At 67.0% G+C, this 23,262-nt stretch carries 22 protein-coding genes, 2 tRNA genes and 1 other RNA gene; 16 read left to right on the top strand and 9 right to left on the bottom strand.

What is annotated here, in order from left to right:
- The first annotated feature begins 48 nt into the window (after positions 1-48).
- On the top strand, positions 49-612 hold the full coding sequence (locus ACLJRM_RS42940) for a M48 family metallopeptidase (RefSeq protein WP_101612629.1): 564 nt from the start codon (positions 49-51) through the stop codon (positions 610-612).
- Positions 613-618: 6 nt separating this feature from the next.
- On the opposite strand, the gene ACLJRM_RS42935 is transcribed toward ACLJRM_RS42940, so the two are convergent.
- Positions 619-1,965, bottom strand: a complete 1,347-nt coding sequence (locus tag ACLJRM_RS42935) for a zinc-dependent metalloprotease (RefSeq protein WP_168214509.1) — start codon at positions 1,963-1,965, stop codon at positions 619-621.
- 203 nt (positions 1,966-2,168) lie between these two features.
- On the opposite strand from ACLJRM_RS42935, the gene ACLJRM_RS42930 reads away from it, so the two are divergent.
- Positions 2,169-3,173, top strand: a complete 1,005-nt coding sequence (locus tag ACLJRM_RS42930; protein ID WP_199193068.1) for a PDZ domain-containing protein — start codon at positions 2,169-2,171, stop codon at positions 3,171-3,173.
- Between the two features lie 130 nt (positions 3,174-3,303).
- On the opposite strand, the gene ACLJRM_RS42925 is transcribed toward ACLJRM_RS42930, so the two are convergent.
- Positions 3,304-3,852, bottom strand: coding sequence for a PPA1309 family protein (locus ACLJRM_RS42925; RefSeq protein WP_101613768.1), 549 nt, complete (start codon positions 3,850-3,852; stop codon positions 3,304-3,306).
- 156 nt (positions 3,853-4,008) lie between these two features.
- On the opposite strand from ACLJRM_RS42925, the gene ACLJRM_RS42920 reads away from it, so the two are divergent.
- Together ACLJRM_RS42920 and ACLJRM_RS42915 are read left to right on the top strand one after the other, a co-directional pair.
- Positions 4,009-7,005: a UPF0182 family protein gene (locus ACLJRM_RS42920; RefSeq protein ID WP_101612631.1), complete on the top strand. Its 2,997-nt coding sequence runs from the start codon at positions 4,009-4,011 to the stop codon at positions 7,003-7,005.
- A 67-nt stretch (positions 7,006-7,072) separates the two neighbouring features.
- Positions 7,073-7,146 (top strand) — tRNA-Met (locus ACLJRM_RS42915).
- A 250-nt stretch (positions 7,147-7,396) separates the two neighbouring features.
- Here the strand turns inward: ACLJRM_RS42915 and ACLJRM_RS42910 are convergent.
- Positions 7,397-8,848 (bottom strand): FAD-dependent monooxygenase, encoded by a 1,452-nt coding sequence (locus ACLJRM_RS42910; RefSeq protein ID WP_410666307.1) that lies wholly within the window; start codon positions 8,846-8,848, stop codon positions 7,397-7,399.
- 93 nt (positions 8,849-8,941) lie between these two features.
- Here ACLJRM_RS42910 and ACLJRM_RS42905 point away from each other — a divergent pair, with 93 nt between their 5' ends.
- The 8 genes from ACLJRM_RS42905 (at position 8,942) to ACLJRM_RS42870 (ending at position 14,840) form a co-directional block, all read left to right on the top strand.
- Positions 8,942-9,535, top strand: coding sequence for a TetR family transcriptional regulator (locus ACLJRM_RS42905; RefSeq protein WP_101612633.1), 594 nt, complete (start codon positions 8,942-8,944; stop codon positions 9,533-9,535).
- A gap of 83 nt (positions 9,536-9,618) precedes the next feature.
- A tRNA-Met gene (locus ACLJRM_RS42900) sits at positions 9,619-9,692 on the top strand.
- 279 nt (positions 9,693-9,971) lie between these two features.
- Positions 9,972-10,472 carry a PadR family transcriptional regulator gene (locus tag ACLJRM_RS42895; RefSeq protein ID WP_101612634.1) on the top strand — a complete coding sequence of 167 codons (501 nt, stop codon included), beginning with the start codon at positions 9,972-9,974 and terminating at the stop codon, positions 10,470-10,472.
- Between the two features lie 66 nt (positions 10,473-10,538).
- The gene (gene prfB, locus ACLJRM_RS42890; RefSeq protein ID WP_101612635.1) at positions 10,539-11,642 is read left to right on the top strand and encodes a peptide chain release factor 2; all 1,104 of its coding nucleotides are present in this window, start codon (positions 10,539-10,541) and stop codon (positions 11,640-11,642) included.
- Positions 11,643-11,777: 135 nt separating this feature from the next.
- Positions 11,778-12,467: a cell division ATP-binding protein FtsE gene (ftsE, locus tag ACLJRM_RS42885; protein WP_005168409.1), complete on the top strand. Its 690-nt coding sequence runs from the start codon at positions 11,778-11,780 to the stop codon at positions 12,465-12,467.
- 51 nt (positions 12,468-12,518) lie between these two features.
- Positions 12,519-13,412 (top strand): permease-like cell division protein FtsX, encoded by an 894-nt coding sequence (gene ftsX / locus ACLJRM_RS42880; protein WP_101612636.1) that lies wholly within the window; start codon positions 12,519-12,521, stop codon positions 13,410-13,412.
- A gap of 52 nt (positions 13,413-13,464) precedes the next feature.
- The gene (gene smpB, locus ACLJRM_RS42875) at positions 13,465-13,947 is read left to right on the top strand and encodes an SsrA-binding protein SmpB (protein ID WP_101612637.1); all 483 of its coding nucleotides are present in this window, start codon (positions 13,465-13,467) and stop codon (positions 13,945-13,947) included.
- Entirely contained in the window at positions 13,944-14,840 is an 897-nt protein-coding gene (locus ACLJRM_RS42870) for an amidohydrolase family protein (RefSeq protein ID WP_410666306.1), read from the top strand. Before smpB ends, ACLJRM_RS42870 begins: the two co-directional genes overlap by 4 nt.
- Here the strand turns inward: ACLJRM_RS42870 and ACLJRM_RS42865 are convergent.
- From ACLJRM_RS42865 to ACLJRM_RS42845, 5 genes are all read right to left on the bottom strand, one after another.
- Positions 14,830-16,155, bottom strand: a complete 1,326-nt coding sequence (locus ACLJRM_RS42865; protein WP_410666305.1) for an acyltransferase family protein — start codon at positions 16,153-16,155, stop codon at positions 14,830-14,832. The two genes, ACLJRM_RS42870 and ACLJRM_RS42865, sit on opposite strands and share 11 nt — an antisense overlap.
- Before the next feature lie 93 nt (positions 16,156-16,248).
- Positions 16,249-16,500 (bottom strand): hypothetical protein, encoded by a 252-nt coding sequence (locus ACLJRM_RS42860; protein ID WP_101612640.1) that lies wholly within the window; start codon positions 16,498-16,500, stop codon positions 16,249-16,251.
- An 81-nt stretch (positions 16,501-16,581) separates the two neighbouring features.
- On the bottom strand, positions 16,582-17,223 hold the full coding sequence (locus tag ACLJRM_RS42855) for a response regulator transcription factor (protein WP_101612641.1): 642 nt from the start codon (positions 17,221-17,223) through the stop codon (positions 16,582-16,584).
- A 52-nt stretch (positions 17,224-17,275) separates the two neighbouring features.
- Positions 17,276-18,415 (bottom strand): sensor histidine kinase, encoded by a 1,140-nt coding sequence (locus ACLJRM_RS42850; protein WP_101612642.1) that lies wholly within the window; start codon positions 18,413-18,415, stop codon positions 17,276-17,278.
- Positions 18,412-19,107 (bottom strand): sensor domain-containing protein, encoded by a 696-nt coding sequence (locus tag ACLJRM_RS42845; RefSeq protein WP_101612643.1) that lies wholly within the window; start codon positions 19,105-19,107, stop codon positions 18,412-18,414. The genes ACLJRM_RS42850 and ACLJRM_RS42845 overlap by 4 nt, the downstream gene beginning before the upstream one ends.
- 156 nt (positions 19,108-19,263) lie before the next feature.
- Between ACLJRM_RS42845 and ssrA the strand changes: the two genes are divergently transcribed.
- The 4 genes from ssrA (at position 19,264) to ACLJRM_RS42825 (ending at position 22,442) form a co-directional block, all read left to right on the top strand.
- Positions 19,264-19,636, top strand: a transfer-messenger RNA (tmRNA) gene (gene ssrA, locus ACLJRM_RS42840).
- Positions 19,637-20,033: 397 nt separating this feature from the next.
- A complete protein-coding gene (locus ACLJRM_RS42835; RefSeq protein WP_410666304.1) occupies positions 20,034-21,290 on the top strand; it encodes a DUF222 domain-containing protein in 1,257 nt (418 codons plus the stop codon).
- Positions 21,291-21,353: 63 nt separating this feature from the next.
- A complete protein-coding gene (locus ACLJRM_RS42830; RefSeq protein WP_410666303.1) occupies positions 21,354-22,091 on the top strand; it encodes an alpha/beta fold hydrolase in 738 nt (245 codons plus the stop codon).
- A 135-nt stretch (positions 22,092-22,226) separates the two neighbouring features.
- A complete protein-coding gene (locus tag ACLJRM_RS42825; RefSeq protein WP_146044386.1) occupies positions 22,227-22,442 on the top strand; it encodes a hypothetical protein in 216 nt (71 codons plus the stop codon).
- Here the strand turns inward: ACLJRM_RS42825 and ACLJRM_RS42820 are convergent.
- On the bottom strand, positions 22,430-23,215 hold the full coding sequence (locus ACLJRM_RS42820; protein WP_410666302.1) for an IclR family transcriptional regulator: 786 nt from the start codon (positions 23,213-23,215) through the stop codon (positions 22,430-22,432). The genes ACLJRM_RS42825 and ACLJRM_RS42820 overlap by 13 nt on opposite strands.
- Positions 23,216-23,262 lie beyond the last annotated feature (47 nt).

Raw genomic sequence — 23,262 nt, 5'->3', positions numbered from 1 at the left:
GGTGACTGGCCTTACCGTGGTCGAGTGGTCGAAGCACGGACGCCCTCATTGAGGGGCCGGGACACGACGAATCCGTCGGACACTCCCGAACACAAGGTCGAGGTACGGCGTAGCCAGCGCCGCCACCGGACCGTCACCGCGTACTGGGACGAGGACACCCTCGTCGTGCTGATCCCCGCCCGGATGACCCGGGCCGAGGAGAAGCACTGGGTAGCCGAGATGCAGCGCAAGCTGCTGCGCAAGGGCCCGAGGCAGGCCGCTCCGCCAAAGGCCTCTGACGAGGCGCTGCTGGCGCGCTGCGCCGTGCTCTCGGCGAAGTATCTGGACGGAAAGGCGATACCCGCGAGCGTTCGCTGGGTGCCGCCGATGCGCACGAGGTGGGCGTCCTGCACGCCGGTCGACGCGACGATCAGGGTCAGTGATCGCCTGCGCCGGGTGCCGGCCTGGGTGCTGGACTACGTCCTCGTGCACGAACTCGCGCATTTGAAGGAACCAGGGCACAACGCGGCGTTCTGGGAGCTCGTTCGCCGTTATCCCAAGACCGAGCGCGCCATCGGCTATCTGGAGGGCCTGTCCTCCGCCGCCGGATGGGGCATCGCGACGGAGGACTGACGTGCCTCAGCTCTTGTCTTCGTCGTCCTTGGGCTTGTTCTTCTCACGCTCGGCGCGCTCGATCTCGGCGATCGGGTCGATGCCTTCGAGGGTCGACTCGCCATCGCCGAGACGCTCCGCGAAGTCGAGCGGCTCGTCGAGGTCCTCGGCGGTCGGCATCAGGTCGGGGTGGGACCAAAGGCCGTCCCGCTTCTCGATGCCGTGCTGGTCGCCGACCAGCTTCCACAACGCGGAGGCCGCACGCATCCGCCTGGGCCGGAGCTCGAGCCCGACCAAGGTGGCGAAGGTCTGCTCGGCCGGGCCACCCGTGGCCCGGCGGCGCCGCAGCGTCTCGCGAAGCGCGTCCGCGCCCGGGAGACGGTCTCCGATGGCCTCGGCGACCACGACGTCGACCCAGCCTTCGACCAGCGCGAGCAGGGTCTCCAGCCGGTTCAGTGCCGCCTTCTGCTCGGGCGAGGTCTGCGGCTCGAGCAAGCCGGAGGACATGGCCTCTTCGATACTGGCGGGGTTCGACGGGTCGATCTGGCCCGCGAGCTGTTCCAGCGCAGAGGTGTCGACGGAGATACCGCTCGCGAACTCCTCGACGGTGGCCAGCAGACGCTGCCGCAGCCAGGGAACGTGGGCGAACAGCCGTTGGTGGGCGGCCTCGCGCGCGGCGATGAAGACCAGCACCTCGCTGGTCGGCAGCTCCAGGCCCTCGGTGAACTTCTCGATGTTCGCCGGCAGGAGCGCGGAGGTGGCCGCGGGGCCGAGCGGAAGACCGACCTCGGTGGAGGTGAGCACTTCGGAAGCCAACTGAGCCAGGGCATTACCGAGCTGGGAGCCGAAGGCCATCCCGCCCATCTGCCCCATCATCGACAGAAGCGGTCCGGCGGCCTGTTTGGCCTCCTCGGGCAGGGCTTGCACCCAGGCGCCTGAGACCTGCTGGGCGACGGGGTCGCAGAGGCGCTGCCAGGTGGGCAGTGTCTTCTCGACCCAGGTGCGCGCGGACCAGGCGACTGTCGTCGTGGCACCGGCGGGCAGGATCGTCGCTGCGTCGAGCCACAGCTCTGCCAGGTGGGCGGCGTCACGGACGGCCGTACTCGAGTCTCCGCCGCTGGACGACGAGAAGCCGAGCTGGACGTCACTGTCGCTGCTGCTGAGGTTCTGCAGCGCGATCTGTTTCGCCAGGTCGTAGTTGACCGGCCCGGTCGAGCTGCCGGCCTGGCTGAGCATCTGGCCCAGCTGGCTGAGCATCTGACCGAGCTGATTGAAGGCCTCGGCGCCGGAGGGCTGGCCGCCGGAGTCCGACGGCTCGTTCTCGCCTCGTTTGTCGGGATCGGGCGGTCCGAAGCCGAACGGGGGTTTGCTCATGGCACCACCGTACGCGGGTCCCGGGACCCAGAGCTCGTCAACTGGAGTGATGCGCGTGGCCTTCACCGAGAAGCGAACACCGTCACCGTACGCTGTCACGCGTGACAGAGCCCTCGGAGGAGACCACAGCAGCGCGGAGCCGTGCGGGCTCCGCGAGTGACCAGGACCGCTCCGAACGGCGGCTGACCCGGCGCGGCTGGACGTTGCTGGTCAGCGGCGCGTTGTTCGTCGCCTTCGCGCTGGTCGGGTTCTTCATCCCGGTGCCGTACGTGGCGATCAGTCCCGGCCCGACCTACGACACCTTGGGCAAGGACGCCGCCGGGCAGTCGGTGATCCAGGTCAACGGGCACGAGATGTTCCAGACCTCCGGTGAGCTGCGGATGACGACGGTCTCGCTGCGCGATGGCGGCATCACGCTGTTCAACGCGCTCGGGCTCTGGGCGAGCGGCCGGTACGCGCTGGCGCCGCGCGAGGAGTACTTCAAGCCGGGTGAGACCAACGAGCAGGTCCGCCAGGAGAACATCCAGCAGCTGCAGGACTCGCAGACCGCCGCTCAGGTCGCCGCGCTGCGCCGCAAGTTCCCGGTGAAGGTGCTCGCGAAGACGATCGTCTCCGGCAGCCCGGCGGACAAGGTGCTCGCCCCCGGGGACCGGTTGCTGGTGGTCAACGGGAAGACGGTCACCGAGGCGACCGAGGTGCGGGCCGCGCTGAACGGGACGAAGCCCGGGCAGACCGTCCAGATCACCTTCAAATCCGACGGGCAGGCCGAGCGCACCGTGCCGCTCACGCTCGCGCAGCGGCCCGACGGCCCGGAAGGCTTCATGGGCCTGACCGCGGTGGACCGCGCCGATGTCCCCTTCGACGTGAAGATCTCGCTGCAGGACGTCGGTGGCCCGTCGGCGGGCCTGATGTTCGCGCTCGCGATCGTCGACAAGATGGAGCCCGGCGACCTCGCCGGTGGCAGGCATATCGCCGGGACGGGCGAGATCTCGGAGAAGGGCGTCGTCGGGGCGATCGGCGGCATCTCGTTCAAGGTGGTCGGCGCTCGCGAGGCCGGTGCCACCGACTTCCTCGTGCCCGCGCACAACTGCGCCGAGGCGAAGACCGCCGCGCCCGACGGCCTGAACCTGATCAAGGTGGCCACGCTGGACGAAGCGATCGCGCAGCTCGAGAACCTCAAGGCGGGACGGCCCACCGCCTCCTGCTGACCGCCGGGGGAGCAAGGGACCTTTGGTATCGCCCGCGAGGTCGACCGACGAGAGCAAGGGACCTTTGCTATCGCCCAGCCTGCTTCCTGGGGCTGGCGATAGCAAAGGTCCCTTGCTCTCTTTTTGCAGGTCAGGGCTGCAAGGTTGCCCTCAGGGCTTCGAGCAGGTTAGGAGCCAGCTCCGGGTTCTCGATGATCTCGTCGACAGGGACGTCACCGGGTTCTTCGGCCTGTCCGGCACCGCGAAGCCGCATGACGCACGCTCCGGAACCGTCCCGCAGTACCGCGGCCACGAGCCGGGCTTCGGTGCGGCGCGGGTGGTCGGCGGCCGCTTGGCGAAGGCGTTCGGCATCGGTCTCGGGCTCGGCCGGAAGTTCGGCCTCGGCGTCCGGCGGCAGCACGATGATCTCCTGCGCGAGCGCGCAGCCCAGCACCAGATCGGGCCACGCGATCTGCGCCAGCGCTTCCCCGAGGTCGCCATCCGGCAGAGATTCCTGGGCGACCGGCGTCAGCGGGGCCGACGGGTCGAGTTGCCCGGCCAGTTCGGGCTGTTCGTCCAGCAGTGCGGCGGTCGGGACCAGCGCGAACAACTGCGGCGGCTGATCCCATCCTCCGGAGGCGACGAACTCCTCGACTTCGCGGGCCAGGCCGGCCACACCCTGCTGCTCACTCGGTGCCATGGGCACATCGTTCCAGGCGGCCCGGACCACGGCCTTCCGAGTCCGGTTTGGGCGGGTTCCGGGAACTTCCGACGGCATCCGTAGAGTTAGAGCATCAGGGGCCGCACGCGGTACGCGCGCCCCCGCGAAAAGTTCACCAAACCAGGAGCGTGTGCAGTGGCCACTCGGCCCCCCGTGAGCCTGCCGAAGCTGTCCCGGCGCAGCCGGATACTGCTCATCATCGCCGCCGTAGTCATCCTTGCCCTGCTGCTGGGCGCGAGACTGCTCGACACCTATGTCGACTGGTTGTGGTTCGGCGAAGTCGGCGCTCGCACCGTGTTCAGCACGGTGTTGATCACCCGTGTCATCTTGTTCTTCGCCGTAGGGCTCTTGGTGGGAGGCGCGCTCGCGATCAGTTTGATGATCGCGTACCGGAGCAGGCCGGTCTTCGTGCCGATTTCCGGCAACGACGATCCGCTCGCGCGCTACCGGTCCGCGATCGTCGGCCGGATCCGCCTGTTCGGCATCGGCATTCCGGTGCTCACCGGGCTCATCGCCGGTGCGTCCGCGCAGAGCGACTGGCAGGTCGTGCAGCTGTTCTTGAACGGCACGCCGTTCGGCCAGACCGATCCCGAGTTCGGCAACGACGTCGGCTTCTACGCCTTCGACCTGCCGTTCTACAACTGGCTCCTGGGCTGGCTGTTCATCGCGGTCGTCATCGCGTTCTTCGGCGCGCTGATCTCGCACTACGTCTTCGGCGGCATCCGGCTCGCGGGCAAGGGCGGTCAGCTCGCCGGCCCGACCCGCGCCCAGCTCGCCATCACCATCGGCATCTTCGTGCTGCTGAAGGCGGTCGAGTACTACTTCGACCGCTACAACCTGCTGCTCTCCGACCGGGGATTGCCGCTGTTCGTCGGTGCGACCTACACCGACCTGAACGCGGTCCTGCCCGCGAAGCTGATCCTCCTGTGCATCTCGGTGATCTGCGCCGTCGCGTTCTTCGCCGGGGCGTTCCTGCGCAACCTGCAGCTCCCCGCGATCGCGCTGGTGCTGCTGATCCTGTCGAACGTGCTCGTCGGTGTCGCGTGGCCCGCGGTGCTCGACCAGTTCTCGGTGCGTCCCAACGCGAACGAGAAGGAATCCGCGTCGATCCAGCGCAACATGGACGCGACGCGCCAGGCGTTCGGCCTGACCAACGTCGAGTACAAGGACTACACCGGCAAGTCCGAGGCGACCTCCGCGGAGATCAAGGCGGACAAGGGGACCGTCCCGAACATCCGGCTCCTCGACCCGAACGTCCTCAGCGACACCTTCACCCAGCGCGTCGGCCGTGAAAACTTCTACGGCTTCCCGTCCAAGCTGGACATCGACCGCTACACCCTCAACGGGGTCACGCAGGACTACATCGTCGCGGCCAAGGAGATCAAGACCGAGGGCCTCACCGGCAACCAGACGAACTGGATCAACAAGCACCTCGTCTACACGCACGGAAACGGTTTCGTCGCCGCACCGGCCAACACGATCGACCGCGCGCTGAAGGACGCCAACTCCGACGGCGGCTACCCGATCGCGACCACCAGCGACACCCAGAACCCGGCGGGCGCGGGCTCGACCGACCCGACCAAGCCGGGCATCAAGGTGGACGAGCCCCGCATCTACTACGGCGAGCTCGCGAGCGACGCCGCGTACGCGATCGTCGGCGGCACGGCCGGACAGGCGCCTGGCGAATACGACACCGCCGTCGACCGCGCCTACATCTACAAGGGCTCCGGCGGCGTGCCGATCGACAACTGGTTCAACCGGCTCGTCTTCGCCGCCGAATACGGGGAACGGAACATCCTCTTCTCCGACGCCATCGGCGACGGATCCAAGATCATGTTCAACCGCGAGCCGCGGGAACGCGTCGCCAAGGCCGCTCCGTGGCTGACCCTCGACGGTGACCCGTACCCGGCGGTCGTCAACGGCAAGATCATCTGGATCGTCGACGGCTACACGACGATGAACAACTTCCCGTACGCCCAGCAGACCCAGCTCGGGCAGGCGACCAACGACTCGCTCAGCGGCACCACCCGCCAGGCGAACTCCTCGATCAACTACATCCGCAACTCGGTCAAGGCCACCGTCGACGCGTTCGACGGCACCGTGACCCTGTACGGGGTCGAGGACAACGAGCCGGTGCTGAACGCCTGGAAGAAGGTCTTCCCGGGCCTGGTCAAGCCGAGCAGTGAGATCTCCCCGGACCTGCGGTCGCACTTCCGCTATCCCGAAGACCTCTTCAAGGTGCAGCGGGAACTCCTGTCGAAGTACCACGTGAACAACCCCGCCGAGTTCTACGCTCAGCAGGCCTTCTGGAGTGTTCCGCAGGATCCGACGCAGGAAGGCGGCGTGAACGCGTCCGCCTCCGGCATCGCCAACCAGCCCGGTTACTACGTCCTGGCCACTGCGCCGGGCGACACCAGGTCGCGGTTCCAGCTCACCAGCTCGCTCACCGGTCTCCAACGTCAGTACCTGGCGGCCTGGATGTCGGTGTCCTCGGATCCCGAAGACTACGGGCGGATGAGGGTGCTGAGACTGCCCACGGGGGCGAGTGGGTCGACCCAGGTCGACGGCCCCGTCCAGGTCCAGAACAGATTCCAGAGTGACCCGCGGGTCGCGCAGGACCGGACGCTCTTCAACAACCCGAACGTCACGGTCACCTACGGAAACCTGATCACGCTGCCCGTCGCCAACGGCTTCCTGTACGTGGAACCGGTCTACATCCGGCAACGGAACCAGCTGAGCTATCCGCAGCTGGCCCGCGTCCTCGTCTCCTACGGCACCAAGATCGGCTTCGCACCGACGCTCAACGAAGCCCTCGATCAGGTCTTCGGCGCTGGTACGGGTTCCGGTGTCACACCGCCTCAGACCGGCGGCACCCCAGGACCCACGACGCCGCAACCGCCGGGCACGACGACACCGCAGCCGCCTGCCGGCGGCAACCCGGCGCTCGACAAGGCCGCGGGCGACATGCACGACGCCTGGATCAAGTTCCGCGCCGCCCAGCAGTCCGGCAATTACGCCGACCAGGGAACTGCCCTGGCCGCACTCGAAGCCGCCTCCAAGGCCTACGAGTCGGCCAAGGCCAGCCCCCCGGCATCCGGTGCGCCGCCCACCTCCGGCCAGCCCGGAGGGTGACGTCGCTTACCTAAAGGGCACCTGCTTTGCGCCTGCTGGAAACGCAGGCGTAAGGTAGGTGTCACGACGCGGGGTGGAGCAGCTCGGTAGCTCGCTGGGCTCATAACCCAGAGGTCGCAGGTTCAAATCCTGTCCCCGCTACAGAGGTTAGAGGCGTGGGGGGGGGGGGGGGGGGGGGGGTGCCCGCGCAACCCGCCCCCCCACGCCTCTTTCGCATTTCTACGGGGTCGAACCCCCGGACCCCTGCCAGGAGGGCTTCGCCCCCTGGACCCCCAAGTGGTCGGTGGCGCAGGTGCCCGGAGCTGGGCCGGGGTAGCGGGGGACCTTTGGTGTCGCGGGGGAGCGAGGGACCTTTGGTATCGCCGGTCGGCGGGGTAGCGGGGGACCTTTGCTATCGCGCGGGGGTGGGGGCGGTCCAGCAGGCGTAGCCGTCGGGGCGGTACAGGACGGCCTCGGTAGAGGGCCAGGGGAGCTGTGTGACGAGCTGGGTCGTCAGCCGTGTGGAGTGGGCGCGGGCGGCCTCGATGTGGTCCTGAGTGGTCGTCAGGAGCACGAAGTCGCCCTTGTGGAAGAGCGAGCTGGGGCGAAGCGGGCCGGTCGCGGTGGTGACGTCCTGGTCGGTGAGCCGCGAGCCGAGCGCCGGATGCGACGTCCCATAGGTCGTGTAGCGGATCCCGAGACCGGAGACCATGCCCGCCAGGTACCGGTTCACCTCGGGCAGCTCGACCAGATCAGCGAAGAAGGCGCGAAGCGCGCGAGTCTCGTGAGACCGCGGAGTCAGTCCTAACTGCGCGGCGACGTTATGGAGCACCTGAGCGCCGACAGGGTGCCGTTCGGCCTCGTACGTGTCGAGCAGCTCGTCACCGGCCCCGCCGCGCACCGTCGCGGCGAGCTTCCAGCCCAGGTTCATCGCGTCCTGTACGCCCAGGTTCAACCCCTGACCACCCGCGGGGAAATGGATGTGCGCGGCATCGCCCGCCAGCAGGACCCGCCCGGCGCGGTAGTGCGCCGCTTGCCGGGCCGCGTCGGAAAATCGTGACGCCCACCGGATTTCCGCCACCGTCGAGGAGGCGCCGTACGAGTCGAGCACCGCCTGCCGGACCTCGTCGTGCGAGACGGCGGACCGCATGTCCGCAGGCCGCGAGGCCCTGTCGCCGTACGTGAAGCGGTAAAGACCCGGTTCTCCCAACGGAATCAGGCCTTTGAACGTCGTTTCGCCGGTCGGCTCACCGATGTTCCGCATCGTTCGCCACTGTTTTTGCGCACCGTCAGGCACTTTGTCGAACAGGACATCCGCGACCACGCCGAAACCTTCACCGTCCACACCGGGAAAGTCCACGCCGAGTCCTTTGCGTACAACACTTCGAGATCCATCGCAGCCGACGAGGAACTTCGCGTGCAGCAAGTTCTCGCCACCGTCTGTTCGGTACCGGACAGTCACAGAGTCCTTGTCCTGCACGAAACCGATTACTTCGCTGTCGCGCAGCACCTTCGTTCCTTGTGCGGCAAGCCGTTCCTCGAGGTGCTCCTCGATCTCCGCCTGCGGAATCCCCAGCTGGTACGGGAATCGCGTGCCCCAGCCGTCGTAGCCGACAGGGATCATCGCGAAGTGCCCGTCACCGACAGTGGCGTACGAGCGGTCTTCGGCGCCGTCCAGAAGTCCCCGTAGTTCCAGCATTTCCGCAGTACGCGGCTGCAGGTTCAGCGCTTTCGACAGGCCGGTCCGCCGTGGATCCCGTTCCAGTACCACCACGTCGACGCCGACGAGCGCGAGTTCGTTGGCGAGCATCAGCCCGGTCGGCCCCGCTCCGGCCACGATCACGTCCGTCCCCAGGTTGTTCATACCACTCCTTAACGACGTTAAATTGACCTGCGCCCAGCGTGCCCTTAACATCGTTAAATTGTCAAGGCGGTACAGCGGGAAGAGGGTTCAAAAGTGGGTCTGACCAGGCAGGACATCGTCCGCGCCGGGCTGCGGCTGCTCAACGAAGTCGGGCTCAACGGGCTCACGCTGCGCCTGATCGCGCAGGAACTGGGGGTCAAGGCGCCGGCGCTCTACTGGCATGTGAAGAACAAGCAGGAGCTGCTCGACGAGATGGCGACGCTGATGTACGCCGACGCCATGCCCGGTCGCACGCCGGGAGTCGTGGGAGAGCGGGAGTCTCTCGAATTGGCGTCGCGGCAGATGCGCCGGATGATGCTCGCTTACCGTGACGGCGCGAAGGTCTTCTCCGGAACATTCCTGACCGACGACACCCTGCTCACCGACAATCCGTTGCAGCCTCGTGTCGACGCGGGACTGAAGCAGTACCTGGTCGGACGAGCGTTGTTCACCGTCTACAGCTACGTCATCGGCTTCACCATCGAAGAGCAGGCCGTTTACCCGGTGCCGGGCGAGCGGGACCCGCGTTATGACACGACGTCCACGGTCTGGGTCTTCGACGAGGACGTCGAGGGCAGGTTCGGCGACGGGCTGACGATGGTGCTCGACGGCGTCTTCGCTTGGCTGGATGACAAAGTTTCGCCATAAAGGCAGGTCAAAGGCCCTTTGGAAAGTTAAGGGTACCCCCCTGAAACCCGGCTTCGCCCCCATGTAATCTATTAACACAACGACGCGGGGTGGAGCAGCTCGGTAGCTCGCTGGGCTCATAACCCAGAGGTCGCAGGTTCAAATCCTGTCCCCGCTACAGAGAAAACGAGGCGCGGGTCTGCGGAAATCGCAGACCCGCGCCTCTTTGTTTTCCGGTTTCGTGGCGCGTGTGCCCTCCGGGGCGATCACCCGCCGTCGTTGGTCGGGGCGGGGGACGCGTACCGCTGTCCGTGGCGAAGGCCGGTTGCGCAGCGTGTCCGGTCCATTGTGGACAGGCGTAGTGCGTTGGGCCGAATGAGCGCATATCACTAGCCACAATGGACAGATGTGCTGACCACAGTGGACACAGGTTCCGAAAAGTGGGACCGTAGAGTACGTGTCCGAATTGAATGCAACAGCCGCCGCACTGCTCGGTCTTCTCCACGACGGTCCCGCCACGGGCGGGCAACTGGTCGCGGGGGCGGGTGAGCGTTTCGGCGCCTTCTTCAGCGTGACCCGCAGCCAGGTGTACCGGGAGCTCCCCGCCTTGTCGAAGGAGGGCCTCGTCCGCCTCGGCAAGCAGGGCCCGCGGTCGAGCCAGCAGTACCTCATCACCGCGGCGGGCAAGAAGGCGTTCAAGACGTGGCTGTCCTCCGAAGCCGGTCCTGACCACCTCCGCAGCCCGCTGATCCTGCGTCTCGTGCACGCCGGTTCGCTGACGGTGAAGCAGCGCTCGACGCTGCTCGAGTCAGCGCGTACCAGCTACACCCAGCAGCTCGACGAAGCCAAGGCCGCCACCAAGAGCGCTGACGGTCCCTACGCCAAGGCAGTCGCCGAGTTCGCACAGGCGCAGGCGAAAGCGGCACTGAAACTGCTGGATTCCATCCCCCAGTCCTGACCCGGACAGGTACCCACGGCCGGTTCCCCGCAACCGGCCGTGGGTTTTGCCGTAACCTTGTCCGACGTGAGTGATGAGTTCGATGCGGCCCTGAAGGACCTGACCGGCAAGCTGACGCAGATCGAGTCGGTGATGGACCTGGACGCGCTGCGTGCCCAGGTGGCCGAGCTGGAGGAACAGGCGTCCAGCCCGAACCTCTGGGACGACCCCGAAGCGGCGCAGAAGGTCACCAGCCAGTTGTCCCACCGGCAGAGTGAGCTGCGACGCATCTCCGAGCTGCGGCAGCGGCTCGACGACCTGGGCGTCCTCTATGAACTGGCCGAGGCCGAGGGCGACTCCGCCAGCGTGACCGAGTCCGAGTCCGAGCTCACGGCGCTCACCAAGGACATCGACGGCCTCGAGGTCCGCACGCTGCTGTCGGGTGAATACGACCAGCGGAACGCCGTGATCACCATCCGGTCCGAAGCGGGTGGAGTGGACGCGGCCGACTGGGCCGAGATGCTGCTCCGGATGTACCTGCGCTGGGCGGAGCGGCACCACTACCCGACGGACGTCTACGACATCTCCTACGCCGAAGAAGCGGGCATCAAGTCCGCCACGTTCAAGGTGACCGCGCCTTACGTCTACGGCACGCTCTCGGTCGAGCAGGGCACGCACCGGCTGGTGCGCATCTCGCCGTTCGACAACCAGAGCCGTCGCCAGACCTCCTTCGCGCACGTCGAGGTGATGCCCGAGGTCGAGGAGGTCGACCACGTCGACATCCCCGAGAAGGACATCCGCGTCGACGTGTACCGCTCGTCCGGCCCCGGTGGCCAGAGCGTCAACACGACGGACTCGGCGGTGCGCATCACACACATCCCGACCGGTGTGGTCGTTTCGTGTCAGAACGAAAAGTCGCAGCTGCAGAACAAGGCGGCCGCGATGAAGGTCCTCCAGGCGCGGCTGCTGCTGCGGAAGAAGGAGGAGGAGCGCGCCGAGATGGACGCGCTCAAGGACGGCGGCTCCAGCTGGGGCAACCAGATGCGCTCCTACGTGCTGCACCCGTATCAGATGGTCAAGGACCTGCGGACCGAGTTCGAGGTCGGCAACCCGTCGTCCGTTCTCGACGGTGAGATCGACGGTTTCCTGGAGGCGGGCATCCGCTGGCGCAAGCAGTCCGGAGCCGCGTAACAACCCTGCGTGAGAGAGCAAGGGACCTTTGCTGTCACTTTCCGGAAGAGAGTGAGAGCAAAGGTCCCTTGCTCGCTTGGCCGCCGGGACCGGGCTACCCGGGCTTAACGACCGGCATGGGTAGTATGCCGAACCGTGATCCGGCTCGAAGAGGTTTCCAAGGTCTACAAGACCTCGACCCGTCCCGCCCTCGAAAGGGTGTCGGTCGAGATCGACAAAGGTGAGTTCGTCTTCCTGATCGGTCCCTCGGGGTCCGGGAAGTCGACCTTCCTGCGTCTCCTGCTGCGCGAAGAGGTGCCGAGCAAGGGTCGCGTGATGGTCTCCAACTTCGACGTCGCCAAGCTCGCCCGTCGCCGGGTGCCGCGTCTGCGGCAGACCATCGGCTGCGTCTTCCAGGACTTCCGACTGCTGTCGAACAAGACCGTCGCCGAGAACGTCGCCTTCGCGCTCGAAGTCATCGGCAAGCCGCGTCCCACGATCCGCAAGGTCGTGCCCGAGGTCCTCGAACTCGTCGGCCTCGACGGCAAGGCCGACCGCCTCCCCAACGAACTCTCCGGTGGTGAGCAGCAGCGTGTCGCGATCGCCCGTGCGTTCGTGAACCGCCCGCTCGTGCTGCTCGCCGACGAACCGACCGGGAACCTGGACCCCGACACCAGCCAGGACATCATGTTGCTGCTGGAGCGGATCAACCGCACCGGCACGACGGTGCTGATGGCCACCCACGACCATTCGATCGTGGACTCGATGCGGCGAAGGGTCGTCGAGCTTCAGCTCGGCAAGGTCATCCGTGACGACGCCCGAGGCGTCTACGGCATCGGCCGCTGACCGGCCCCGCCCTCCTCCGTAACCCACGACTTCCAAGGGACATCAACCCCGATGCGCGCCAGTTTCGTCTTCAGCGAGGTAGTCACCGGCTTGCGCCGGAACGTCACGATGACCATCGCGATGATCCTCACCACCGCGGTCTCCCTCGCCATGCTCGGCTTCGGTCTGCTGGCCGTCGGAACGATCGACAAGATGAAGGCCAACTTCCTCGCCGACGTCGAGGTTTCGGTCTATCTGGTCAACGACATCAGCTCGGGTGACCCGAACTGCTCGCAGTCCGCCTGCCAGTCGCTGCGCCAGGACCTCCAGGGCAACGACGGCGTCGAGTCGGTCGTGTTCGAGAACCGCGAGCAGTCCTACGAGCGGTTCAAGAAGATGTTCGAGAGCCAGCCGGAACTGCTCGCGCTGACCGGGCCGGAGGCGCTGCCCGCGTCCCTGCACGTGAAGCTGAAGAACCCCGAGCGCAGCCAGGCGATCATCCAGGAGTACACCGGCAAACCCGGCGTCAGCAAGGTCGACGACCAGCAGAAGGCACTGGACCGCGTGTTCAACGCGCTCAACGGTGTGCGGAACCTGGCCTTCGGTGCCGCGCTGATCATGGCGATCGCCGCGCTGATGCTGATCGCCAACACGATCCAGGTGTCGGCGTTCACCCGGCGCACCGAGGTCGGCATCATGCGCCTGGTCGGCGCGACCCGGTGGTACACGCAGCTGCCGTTCCTCCTGGAGGCGGTGGTCGCCGGCCTTGTCGGTGCGATCATCGGCATCGTCTTCCTCGTGCTCACCAAGGTGCTGTTGCTCGACCTGGTGCTCACGGGTGACGTGTTCCCCGCGGTCGGCATGCTCGAATTGCTGTTCCCGGTGGCGCCGATCCTGCTCGCCGTCTCGGTCATCATTTCGGCCATCACCGGCTACGTGACGCTGCGCCTGTACGTGCGCCACTAACCACCCCGATAACCACCTGCCCGAACACAGAAACTCACGTAGAGTCGCCGCTATGCCCAAGGAACGTGGACACAAGGTGATCGTGTCGAACCGCAAGGCTCGCCACGATTACTCCATCCTCGATACCTACGAAGCCGGTCTCGTGCTCGTCGGTACCGAGGTGAAGAGCCTGCGTGAAGGACGGGCATCGCTGGCCGACGCGTTCGCCACGGTGGACGACGGCGAAGTCTGGCTGCGCAACGTGCACATCCCGGAGTACGTGCAGGGCACCTGGACGAACCACACGCCGCGGCGCACCCGGAAACTGCTGCTGCACCGCCAGGAGATCGAGCGGCTCATCGGCAAGACCAAGGAGAGCGGGCTTTCCCTGGTCCCGCTGTCGATGTACTTCAAGGACGGCAAGGTCAAGGTCGAGATCGCGCTGGCGAAGGGCAAGAAGTCCTACGACAAGCGCCAGGACATCTCGAAGCGTGACGCGGACCGCACCATCAGCCGGGCCTTGGGCCGGGCGCTGAAGGGCCGGTACAACGATTGATCCACGGACCCGCCTCGGACGCCGAGATCCCCGGGTGGGTCTCGGCGCTGGGCATCGACGGGCTCGTGGACCTTCACCTGCACTTCCTGCCGAAGCCGGTGATGGACAAGGTGTGGGCCTACTTCGACCAGGCCGAAGAGCACTACGGCATGGCCTGGCCGGTGCACTACCGGACCTCGGAAGAAGAGCGGATCGCCACGCTGCGCTCGTTCGGCGTGCGCAAGTTCGCGCCGCTGGTCTATCCGCACAAGCCGGGGATGGCCGAATGGCTGACGTCCTGGGCGCTGGAGTTCGCCGAACGCGTCCCGGACGCCGTGCCGACGGGCACCTTCTACCCGGAGCCGTCGGCGTTGTCCGTTGTGGACGGTGCGCTGCGCGCGGGTGCCCGCTGTTTCAAGGCGCACGTCCAGGTCGGTGCCTACGACCCGCGTGACGAGCTGCTGGACGGCGTGTGGGGCGCTTTGGCGGACGCGGGCGTCCCGGTGGTCGTCCACTGTGGACACGGACCGTTGAAGGGCGCCTACACCGGGCTACGACTGTTCGAAGAGATCCTCGTGCGGCATCCCGCTCTGACGCTGGTGCTCGCGCACGCCGGCATGCCGGAGATCGACTTCGCCTTCGAGCTGGCGCGGAAGTATCCGCGCGTGTACCTCGACACCACGATGGTCGGGGTGGAGTTCACCGAGCGCGGCAACCCGCTCCCGCCGGACTGGACGGACCTGCTGGCGGAGTTCCCGGACCGCGTCGTCCTCGGCACCGACTTCCCCAACATCCCGTACTCCTACGCCACACAGCTGCAGGCGATCGCCGGCTGGGCCGCCGACGATCGCCTGGGTGAGCCGTTCCTGCGAGCGGTGCTGCACGACACCCCCGCGAAACTGCTCAGCGTTTGAGCTGGGCCACCTCGGTGACGGCCACCGCGCGGCCGAGCAGCCGCGCTCCCAGGTCCGAGACCGGGATCTGCTTGCCCGCCAAGAGGAATCCGCCCGTCGCCAGCGCGACCCACGGCACCGGGCCCTGCGCGAGACCGTCGCTCAGCGGGGCGAAACCGTGCGCGGCCAGTCCGAGCAGGCCGCCGGCGATCGCCAGTCCGGCCACGACGAGCTGAGGCGTCTGCGCGGTCGAAGCCGGGCCCGAGCTCTGCGTTTCGAAGCGAGCGAAGAGCCGCAGGAGGCCGAGCAGCACCAGTCCGCAGGCGCCGAGCCAGGCCGGGACCATCGTCAGCCACAGCACGGAACCCGGTTCGGGGGTCTCGTAACCCAGGCCGTAGACCGCGACGCCGGAGACGACGATCAGGGCGGGCATGTGCCACAGGTAGACGCTCATGAACCGCGGGCCGATCCACTTCAGGGCGGCATCGAGGTTCGGGCGGGCGGCCAAGGCGTTCAGTTGCGGTTTGAAGGCCAGCAGGAGGCCGATCTGGCCGATCGCGAGGAAGGCCAGCAGCACGGTCGGCGGGCTCATGTTCGACACCGGGGCGCCCGGCATGCCGATCATGCTCGCGGGGTACGGGCCGAAGGCGACCATCAGCGCGGTGATGCCGAAACCGGCGGCGGACATGCCCAGCGCGGCGTTGCGGCTCAGTGCGCCGAGACGGCCCTGGGTGTAGTGGAAACCGAGCTGGTGCACGGCCATCCAGACGAAGACGGCGTTCGCGAAACCGATCAGGCCGAGGTCGTTGAAGCGGGCGACGTCGACGAGGACGGCGGCGGCGAGCATCACGAGCGGGACCTTGAGACCCCAGCGGCGATGCGCCGCGGCCAGCATCGGGGTGAGCAGCACGGTGAGCACGTACACGGCCAGGAACCACAGCAGCTGCGCGGCGATCGCACCGCCGACCTGAAGCGGCTGCTCCGGGATCCCCATGCCCCGCAGGATGTCCGGGACGAAGAGCCAGACGGCCACGAGCGGCAGCACCGGGATCATCAGCCGCTTGAGGCGGGCCGCGAGCCAGGACCGCGAACTCTCCGCGCGGCCCAAGGAGATCAGGTTCGCCGCGCCACCGGCGAAGAAAACCAAGGGCATTACTTGCGACAGCCAGGTCAAAACCCACCAGCCGGGCGTCGCGAGGGCGTTCCCGGTGGAGAGATGGCCGTCGGCGTAGGAGAGCACCGGCATGCCCCAGTGCTGGACGACGACCGCGAGGATCGCGACCGCTCGGACGATGTCCAGGAACCTGTCCCGGCCCTGTTTCTGGCTCGTGTGCATGGAAATGAGCCTGGTGCTTCAGGGCTGCGAAAACAGCGGGGTGGGCCGCCGTATCGATCTTCCGGTTTTCGCCCTTCGAAGGTGGAGTTTTCCCTACCCCACACCGTCCGATTCGGGCTCCGGTCGTGGCGCGGGCTCCGGAACCGGGGCGGAACACAGCCGGAACTCCCAGCAGTCGTCCTCGGCGCGGCCGAGTTCGTACCGGGTTTCGATCTTGGGCCCGTCGTGCAGATGGACGTGTTTGAGGACGGTGCCCGCGACCGGCTCGGTGTCACCGAGTTCCTGGACACGTCCGTCGAGGGGCCCGCCGAAGAAGCGGGCGCTGTGGGAGGGCCGGTCGGTCATGGGTCCTCCTCGGTTCGGCTCGTCACTCACCAACAGTCTGCCCATGTTAGGTGAGTGACGGCTTCGCCACCAAGAGCTACTTCAGCGTCCTAAGTAAGTGAGGACCGCGCGGACGCGGCGATGTTCTTCGGAGCTCGCTTCGAGGCCGAGCTTCGAGAAGATGTTGCCGATGTGCTTCTCGACGGCGCCGTGCGAGACGACGAGCGAGTTCGCGATGGCGTTGTTGGACAGGCCCTGCGCCATCAGCCCGAGCACCTCGGATTCGCGCGCGGTGAGCGCGTCGAGGGGGTTCTTGCGGCCTCGGGCCATCAGCTGCGCGATGACGTCCGGGTCGATGGCCGTGCCGCCGCCGGCGACGCGCTTGACCGCGTCGAGGAAATCCCCGACGTCGGCGACGCGTTCCTTGAGCAGGTAACCGACTCCGCCCGCGCCGCCGGACAGGAGCTCGACGGCGTAGCTCTCTTCGACGTACTGCGACAGCACCAGAACGGGCAGCCCGGGGATCGCCTCACGGGCGCCCAGCGCCGCGCGCAGGCCCTCGTCGGTGAAGGTGGGCGGCATCCGTACGTCGACGATCGCGAGATCCGGCCGGTGCTCCTTGACCGCGCCCAGCAGATCGTCGCCGTTGTCCACGGCCGCGACGGTCTCGATCTTCTCGTCGGCGAGCAACCGGATCACCCCCTCGCGCAACAGAACCGCGTCCTCGGCGATGACAACCCGCATCCTGCCCCCAGCGTCGTGAGTGAATGGCAGAGCCTATTCACTCACGAGCGGGTCACCATTGACACGGCAGGTCCGCGCGAATCACCGTCGGGCCACCGGGCGGGCTGACGACGGTGATGACGCCGTCGATCGTGGCCGCCCGGTCGGCGAGACCGGCGAGACCGCCGCCGGGCCGGACCTCGGCGCCACCGTGGCCGTTGTCGGTGATCTCGACGATCACCATCGAGTCGGAGCGCCACACCTTTACGCCTGCTTCGGTCGCTCCGGCGTGCTTCGCGATGTTCGTCAGCGTCTCGCCGACGATGAAATATGCCGTCGTCTCGACCGCGGCGGGCGGCCGCGGCTCGACGTCCACCTGGACGTCGACGTGGATCGGGGACTTAGCGGCCTGAGCGGACAGCGCCGCGTCGAGGCCCCGGTCGCCGAGGACGGCGGGGTAGATGCCCCGGGCGAGGTCGCGCAGTTCCGACACCGCGAGCTTGGCGTCGAGGTGCGCTTCGTCGATCAGGTCGCGGACGGCGTCCGGATCGTTGTCGAACTTCGACTTCGCGCGGCCGAGGCTCATCGCGACGGCGACCAGGCGTTGCTGCGCGCCGTCGTGCAGGTCACGCTCGATGCGGCGGCGTTCCGCCTCGGCGGCGTCGACGCCACGAGCCCGCGACGCCTGCAGCCGCTCGGCCTTCTGCTCCAGCCGCTGGGTGCGGTTCGGGCCGAGGAAGCTGAACGCCAGGTTGCCGTGCAGCCAGCCGATCCACGGCGTCACCCAGATCGCCATCGGCAGCAGCACGATGGACGCCAGCGCGATGGGGAGTTCCAGGCAAGCCAGCGGGAACGCCACCATCAAGTAGGCGAGGTCGCGCCAGGTCGTCGGGTCGGTCAGCCGGGTCAGCCAGCGCTTGACGAGCGAAAGGCCCTCCAGCGGGAGGCGTTCGACCGGCTCCAGCGGGGTGCCGAGCATCTTCCGCGCCCAGCCGCGCTCGCGGTCGGCGGACCAGCGGATGAAGTTGGTCGTGGCCAGGAGGATCGGGAAGCCGATCCACACCGCCACCGTCGCGATGCCGACCGACAGGCCGACGATGATCAAGACGAACTGGAGCAGCCGCAGGACGAAGCTGACGATCATGTAGACGATCGACTTCAAGGGCCGCGGCCGCGGAATCTCGACGTGCTGGATCTGCTGGTCGATCGTCATCCGTTCACCGTGCTCATCTTCGGAACCTCGCCCCATGAATCCTCCAGACGGCGGCGCTGGGCGTGAGTGGGCCCGAGCAGCGCCGTCGCCAGCCGGGCGTGCATCCCGGCCAGTGCCTTCGTCAACGCTACCGAGAGCGCGATGCACAGCACGCCGAGAGCGGCCCAAGGCAAGGCCGAGACCGTCGAGTCGACGGTGAACCACGGAACGTCCCAGTTCGGGAAGCGGTACTCGCCGCCCGGCAGGAACCGGTAGTAGATCGGCAGGCCCGCGAGACCGAGACTGGTCGACCAGAACGCCGTGACCAGGACGAACTCGATGATCCCGAGAGGGAAGAGCAGGAAGAAGTAGCCGAGGTCGCGCCAGGTCGAGCCGTCCTTCAACCGCGCCTTCCACCGCACGGACTGGCCGGCGGCGGGCAACGGGAGGTACGGCAGGTCGATGTAGCGGTCGAGCAGCGCGTACACCCTGGCGCGTTCCATCCGGGCCGCCCCGCGGACCGACAGGATCACCAGCGCGAGGATGGGCAACCCGATCCAGACGATCGCCGTGCCGATGCCCGCCCAGATGAACGCCATCAGGAGCGCGAACGCGCACACGCCCATCGGCAGGTTCATCAGCAGGTAGGCCAGGGAGCCGCCGAACGACGGATCGGACCTGCTCAGCTCCCGCTCGGCCGCTAGCGAACTCATGGTCGTGCTCCTCTCCAGGGTCGATGGCACAAGCATCGTCCCCAGGAGGGGCGGGCGACATGGTGCCCGCGGGCATCTCCCGGGTGGGGTTAGCCCCACCTGCGGGATTAACCCGGTTGCCGTCCGCGTTATGCTGTACAGGTTGTGTCCCACCAAGGGGGTGAACGGTTTCGACTTTGGACGTTGAATCAGGAGAAGCGTGCCGGTGCAGGCGAGAGACCACCGTAAGCGTCATCGCAAACCAATAAGCGCCGAGCCTAAGAGCCAGCGCGAGTTCGCTCTTGCTGCCTAAGCAGTAGAGTGACTCTGTCGGTCCGGGGTTGCCTCCGACCCGGTCACCGGCATCAGCTAGGAGGCTTACCGCCGCACTCGGCTACGGGGTGTGGTTGGGAATCAAACAGTGGCTGGGCTCGTCACTTCAGCTCGTTCGCGTGACTGAAGGGGCCAAGTAGAGACATAGCGGACTGCGCACGGAGAAGTCCTGGTGACACGCCAGAGGACCCGGGTTCAATTCCCGGCACCTCCACTGGTCGACGGAAGCGGCTCTGCCCCTCGGGCGGGGCCGCTTCTTCATGCGGGTCGTGCGGCGGCGTGGCAACGCTGCCGCTCTTGTTCCCAGATCGACTCGGCGTCGAGGTCGCGGTACTCGGCCCGTAAGCGCCGGGTCAGAAGGTAGAAGCCCGAGCTGGGCCGTCCGGTCACCTTGGAGACGACGAGCGCGCTCCACAACGGTTCGGTGCGGTCCGCGGCGCGAATCGACGCTTGCCGATAAGGCGGTTGTCGGCGTTACAGTTCGCGAAGCGCCTGAAGGTGTCTAGGGTGCTCTATAAAATCCCAGTTTTGACCTCTTTGGGTGGTCGTGCTCGAAGTGATGTCACATGAATATGCGATAGTACACCTGTTCGATTCGACGTATCGTTGATGTCGTGGCCAGCGACGATGCATCCCAGGCGACACCCGTCGAGTGGTGGCGTGTCGATACTGCGACGCTGCATGCCCGTAAACAGGAACTCGAAGTTCTCAAGCGGCAATTGGATGCGGAGCAGAACGCGATTCTCGCGGAAATCAATATCCGTGGGGTTCGTGGGTGTTCGGGTCATGCGACGTTGTCGGCGATGATTTTCGAGGACCTCCTTGTGACTGACAAGGAGGCCGATGCTCGTGCTGATCGGGTGTTGGCGTTGCATGCGGGTGTGGCGGTGGGTGGTGATCGGGTGCCGCCGCTGGCTCCGTTGACCGCTGATGCCGCTGCGGAGGGTGCGATCGGTGGTTCGCAGATCGACGCGATCATCCGCACTCTGGCGCGTATCCCGTCGTTTGTTCCGGAAGAGGACGTGCGGGGCGGGGAGAAGATCCTCGTGGATCTGGCCCGGCGCGCCGGGCCCCGTCAGATCACCCAAGCTGGACGGAGACTCCTGGACAAGCTCGATCCCGATGGGAAAGAGCCCCGGGACGAGAACCCGAAGGACGCGCGGCCGGAGTTGCGGTTCGTCAAGCACCGCAACGGCACCCTGGGCTTGAAGGGCACGCTCGATCTGGAGACCTACGCGCGGTTGAAATCCGACCTCGACCCCATGGCCAAACCCCACAAAGCCATCGACGGAGTCCGCGACTCCCGCACCCAGGACGAACGCTACGGGGATGCTTTCACCGACTATGTGCGGTTGAAGACCACGAGCCGGAACCTTCCCGGCCACGCGGGCGAGGCCACGCACATCCTCGTGACCATGTCTTACGAGGACTTGATCAGTGACTTGGGTGAAGCCCATTTGGATCTGGTCGGGCCGATCAGCGCCACCGACGCACGCATCCTCGCCTGCGACGCCCGTGTCCGGCCCGGAGTCCTCGGCACCGCAGGGGAACCCCTCGACATCGGCCGCTCCAAACGCACCGTGTCACTCGCCCAGAAATACGCGCTCACCATCCGAGACGGCGGGTGCGCCTTCCCGGGCTGCGACATGCCCGCGCCTCGTCGTACGGCTCACCATATTGTTTTCTGGCGACACCACGGCGAAACCAAAATCGACAACCTCGTTCTGCTGTGTACCAAGCATCATCGGTTGATCCACCACAGCCAATGGAAAGTCGCCATCGCCCAAGACGGCCTCCCGGAATTCACCGCACCCGCCTACCTCGACCCCACCGGCCAACCCCGACGCAACACCATGCACCTCAGGACATAGGCCGACCCGTTTGGCCGCCTTTTCGGGCGCCAAGGAGAAAATCCCCGGGATAGGCTCGCGAGCATGCGGCTTCACGTACATCAATGGGGATCAGGACCTCGCGTCGTGCTCGTCCATGGCGTGCTGCTCGGCGGCCGGGAGGCGTGGCGGGCTCAGCGCCCGTTGACCGAGCGGTGGACGTTGCTCGCACCCGACCGCCTCGGCCACGGGAAATCGCCGGATGGTGTGCAGGATTTCGAGGTCGACGCCGGTTTGATCGCGGAGCAGGTGCTCGACGAGCCTGCGCATCTGGTCGGGCTGTCCTATGGCGCGATCGTCGCGATGCTCGCGGCCGCGCGGAGGCCGGAGATGGTCCGGACGCTCACGGTGGTCGAGCCGCCCGCGACCGGGGTCGCCCGAGGTGACGAGGTCGTCGACGCGTGGGACGGCGAACTGCGGCAGCTCCTCGCGGGCTCGCTGGACGACCCTCGCGAGGTCTTCGAAGCGTTCTTCCCGCTCGCGGGTGTGCCGCTGCCCATCCCGGATCCGGTGCCGGAAACGTTGCGGCGCGGTGCCCGCGCGTTGCTCGGGATGCGGCCGCCGGGAGACGCGGAAATACCGCTCGATGTGTTGGCCTCAGCGGATTTCCCGATGCTCGTGATCACGGGTGGCCATCGGCAGGAGTACGAAATCATCGCCGACGCGATCGCGGACAGGACCGGCGCGGACCGCGACGTCGTGGCAGGGATGAGCCATTTGGTGCCTGACACGGGTGCGCCGTTCAATGACCGACTCGAGTCCTTTTTGAATCACGGAGCGTAGCCAAATCTAGATCATTTTCATCTCAATTCACCCGCGCCGGGAACTGTCGAGGGGTGGGATGTCATGCTAGGTGTCCGACCATGGCCCTCTTTCGAACCGACCCCGTGTCGCCGGAGGGCCGGAAGAAGGTGGCAGATGACCTGGGCTAGGCATTCCAGTCGTCCCGACCCCGCTGAAGACCAGAGCCGGATGGCGGGTGTGCGCGCGGAAGAAGAAGTCCGCCTCACCCTGCAGAACGGCAGAGCCGCGCGAACCGTCGCCGGGCACTCTTCGAGTGCTCTCGACTGTGCGGAACTGCTGGCGATGCTCGGTCTTGAGGGAGTCCAGAAGAGGCACGCTCAGCGCACCTGACCCCCGATCCGGGTGGTCAGTTCGGCCGCGGTCAGACGGACCTCTTCCGCGAGGTCAGGCCAAGTTTCCTTGCATCCCTCGGCTCCCGGGCAGAGGTGGCGGAGGGTCACGCTGATCGCGGCCATCGGCCGGCCGCCGTGGTCGAAGACCGGGCAGGCCACCGAGGCGAATCCTTCGGTCACGTGACCGTCCTCGACCGCCCAACCGAGTCTACCCTCAGCGTTCAGCGTGCGGCGTAGCTCGGCGAGGGTGCGCGGGCCGCGGCCGGTGCGCAGGACGAACGCCGACGCGGCCGGGAAGAGCGCACGCACGTGTGGTGACGGCAGGTGCCGCAGCATCGCCCTGCCCGACGCCGTGAGCTGGCCGGGCAGCCGGACGCCGACCTCGGTGACCAGGGTTTCCGGTCGTGTGGGGCGCTCTTTGACCAGGTAAAGCGACTCGTTGCCGTGCAGTACGCCGAGATGAGCGGTGTGGCCGACCCGGTCGGCCAGCTTGCGCAGCAGCGGGACGGCGAGCCGTTCCAGCGGGTCGTGCCGCAGATATGCCGAGCCCAGTTCGAACGCGGCGATGCCGAGTCCGTAGCGGCGTTCGGTGGGTAAGTGCGCCACAAAACCGGCGGCCTCCAGCTCGGCGAGCAGGTGATACGTCGTCGAGCGCGGCAGATTCAGCTCGCGCGCGATCGCGGCTGCCGACACCGGACCCGGCCGCGCCGCCAGGGCGCGAAGGATGCCGAGGCCGCGTCGTAGCGCCGGGACTTCGCTGCTCTCACCCATGCCGACCTCCTGTCTCGCTCAACGGCGATAGCAAGGGACCTTTGCTC

The sequence above is a fragment of the Amycolatopsis sp. lyj-84 genome (assembly GCF_046549075.1).
Lineage (GTDB): Bacteria > Actinomycetota > Actinomycetes > Mycobacteriales > Pseudonocardiaceae > Amycolatopsis.
Note: the sequence above shows the minus strand (reverse complement) of the source record. Positions and strands in the feature narration are given on the sequence as shown.

What these genes read in the sequence shown, in the direction of transcription:
- ACLJRM_RS42935 (WP_168214509.1), bottom strand. Translation starts at nt 1,965, where the DNA reads ATGAGCAAACCCCCGTTCGGCTTCGGACCGCCCGATCCCGACAAACGA.
- ACLJRM_RS42925 (WP_101613768.1), bottom strand. Translation starts at nt 3,852, where the DNA reads ATGGCACCGAGTGAGCAGCAGGGTGTGGCCGGCCTGGCCCGCGAAGTC.
- ACLJRM_RS42910 (WP_410666307.1), bottom strand. Translation starts at nt 8,848, where the DNA reads ATGAACAACCTGGGGACGGACGTGATCGTGGCCGGAGCGGGGCCGACC.
- ftsX (WP_101612636.1), top strand. Translation starts at nt 12,519, where the DNA reads ATGCGCGCCAGTTTCGTCTTCAGCGAGGTAGTCACCGGCTTGCGCCGG.
- smpB (WP_101612637.1), top strand. Translation starts at nt 13,465, where the DNA reads ATGCCCAAGGAACGTGGACACAAGGTGATCGTGTCGAACCGCAAGGCT.
- ACLJRM_RS42865 (WP_410666305.1), bottom strand. Translation starts at nt 16,155, where the DNA reads ATGCACACGAGCCAGAAACAGGGCCGGGACAGGTTCCTGGACATCGTC.
- ACLJRM_RS42860 (WP_101612640.1), bottom strand. Translation starts at nt 16,500, where the DNA reads ATGACCGACCGGCCCTCCCACAGCGCCCGCTTCTTCGGCGGGCCCCTC.
- ACLJRM_RS42855 (WP_101612641.1), bottom strand. Translation starts at nt 17,223, where the DNA reads ATGCGGGTTGTCATCGCCGAGGACGCGGTTCTGTTGCGCGAGGGGGTG.
- ACLJRM_RS42850 (WP_101612642.1), bottom strand. Translation starts at nt 18,415, where the DNA reads ATGACGATCGACCAGCAGATCCAGCACGTCGAGATTCCGCGGCCGCGG.
- ACLJRM_RS42845 (WP_101612643.1), bottom strand. Translation starts at nt 19,107, where the DNA reads ATGAGTTCGCTAGCGGCCGAGCGGGAGCTGAGCAGGTCCGATCCGTCG.
- ACLJRM_RS42830 (WP_410666303.1), top strand. Translation starts at nt 21,354, where the DNA reads ATGCGGCTTCACGTACATCAATGGGGATCAGGACCTCGCGTCGTGCTC.
- ACLJRM_RS42825 (WP_146044386.1), top strand. Translation starts at nt 22,227, where the DNA reads ATGACCTGGGCTAGGCATTCCAGTCGTCCCGACCCCGCTGAAGACCAG.
- ACLJRM_RS42820 (WP_410666302.1), bottom strand. Translation starts at nt 23,215, where the DNA reads ATGGGTGAGAGCAGCGAAGTCCCGGCGCTACGACGCGGCCTCGGCATC.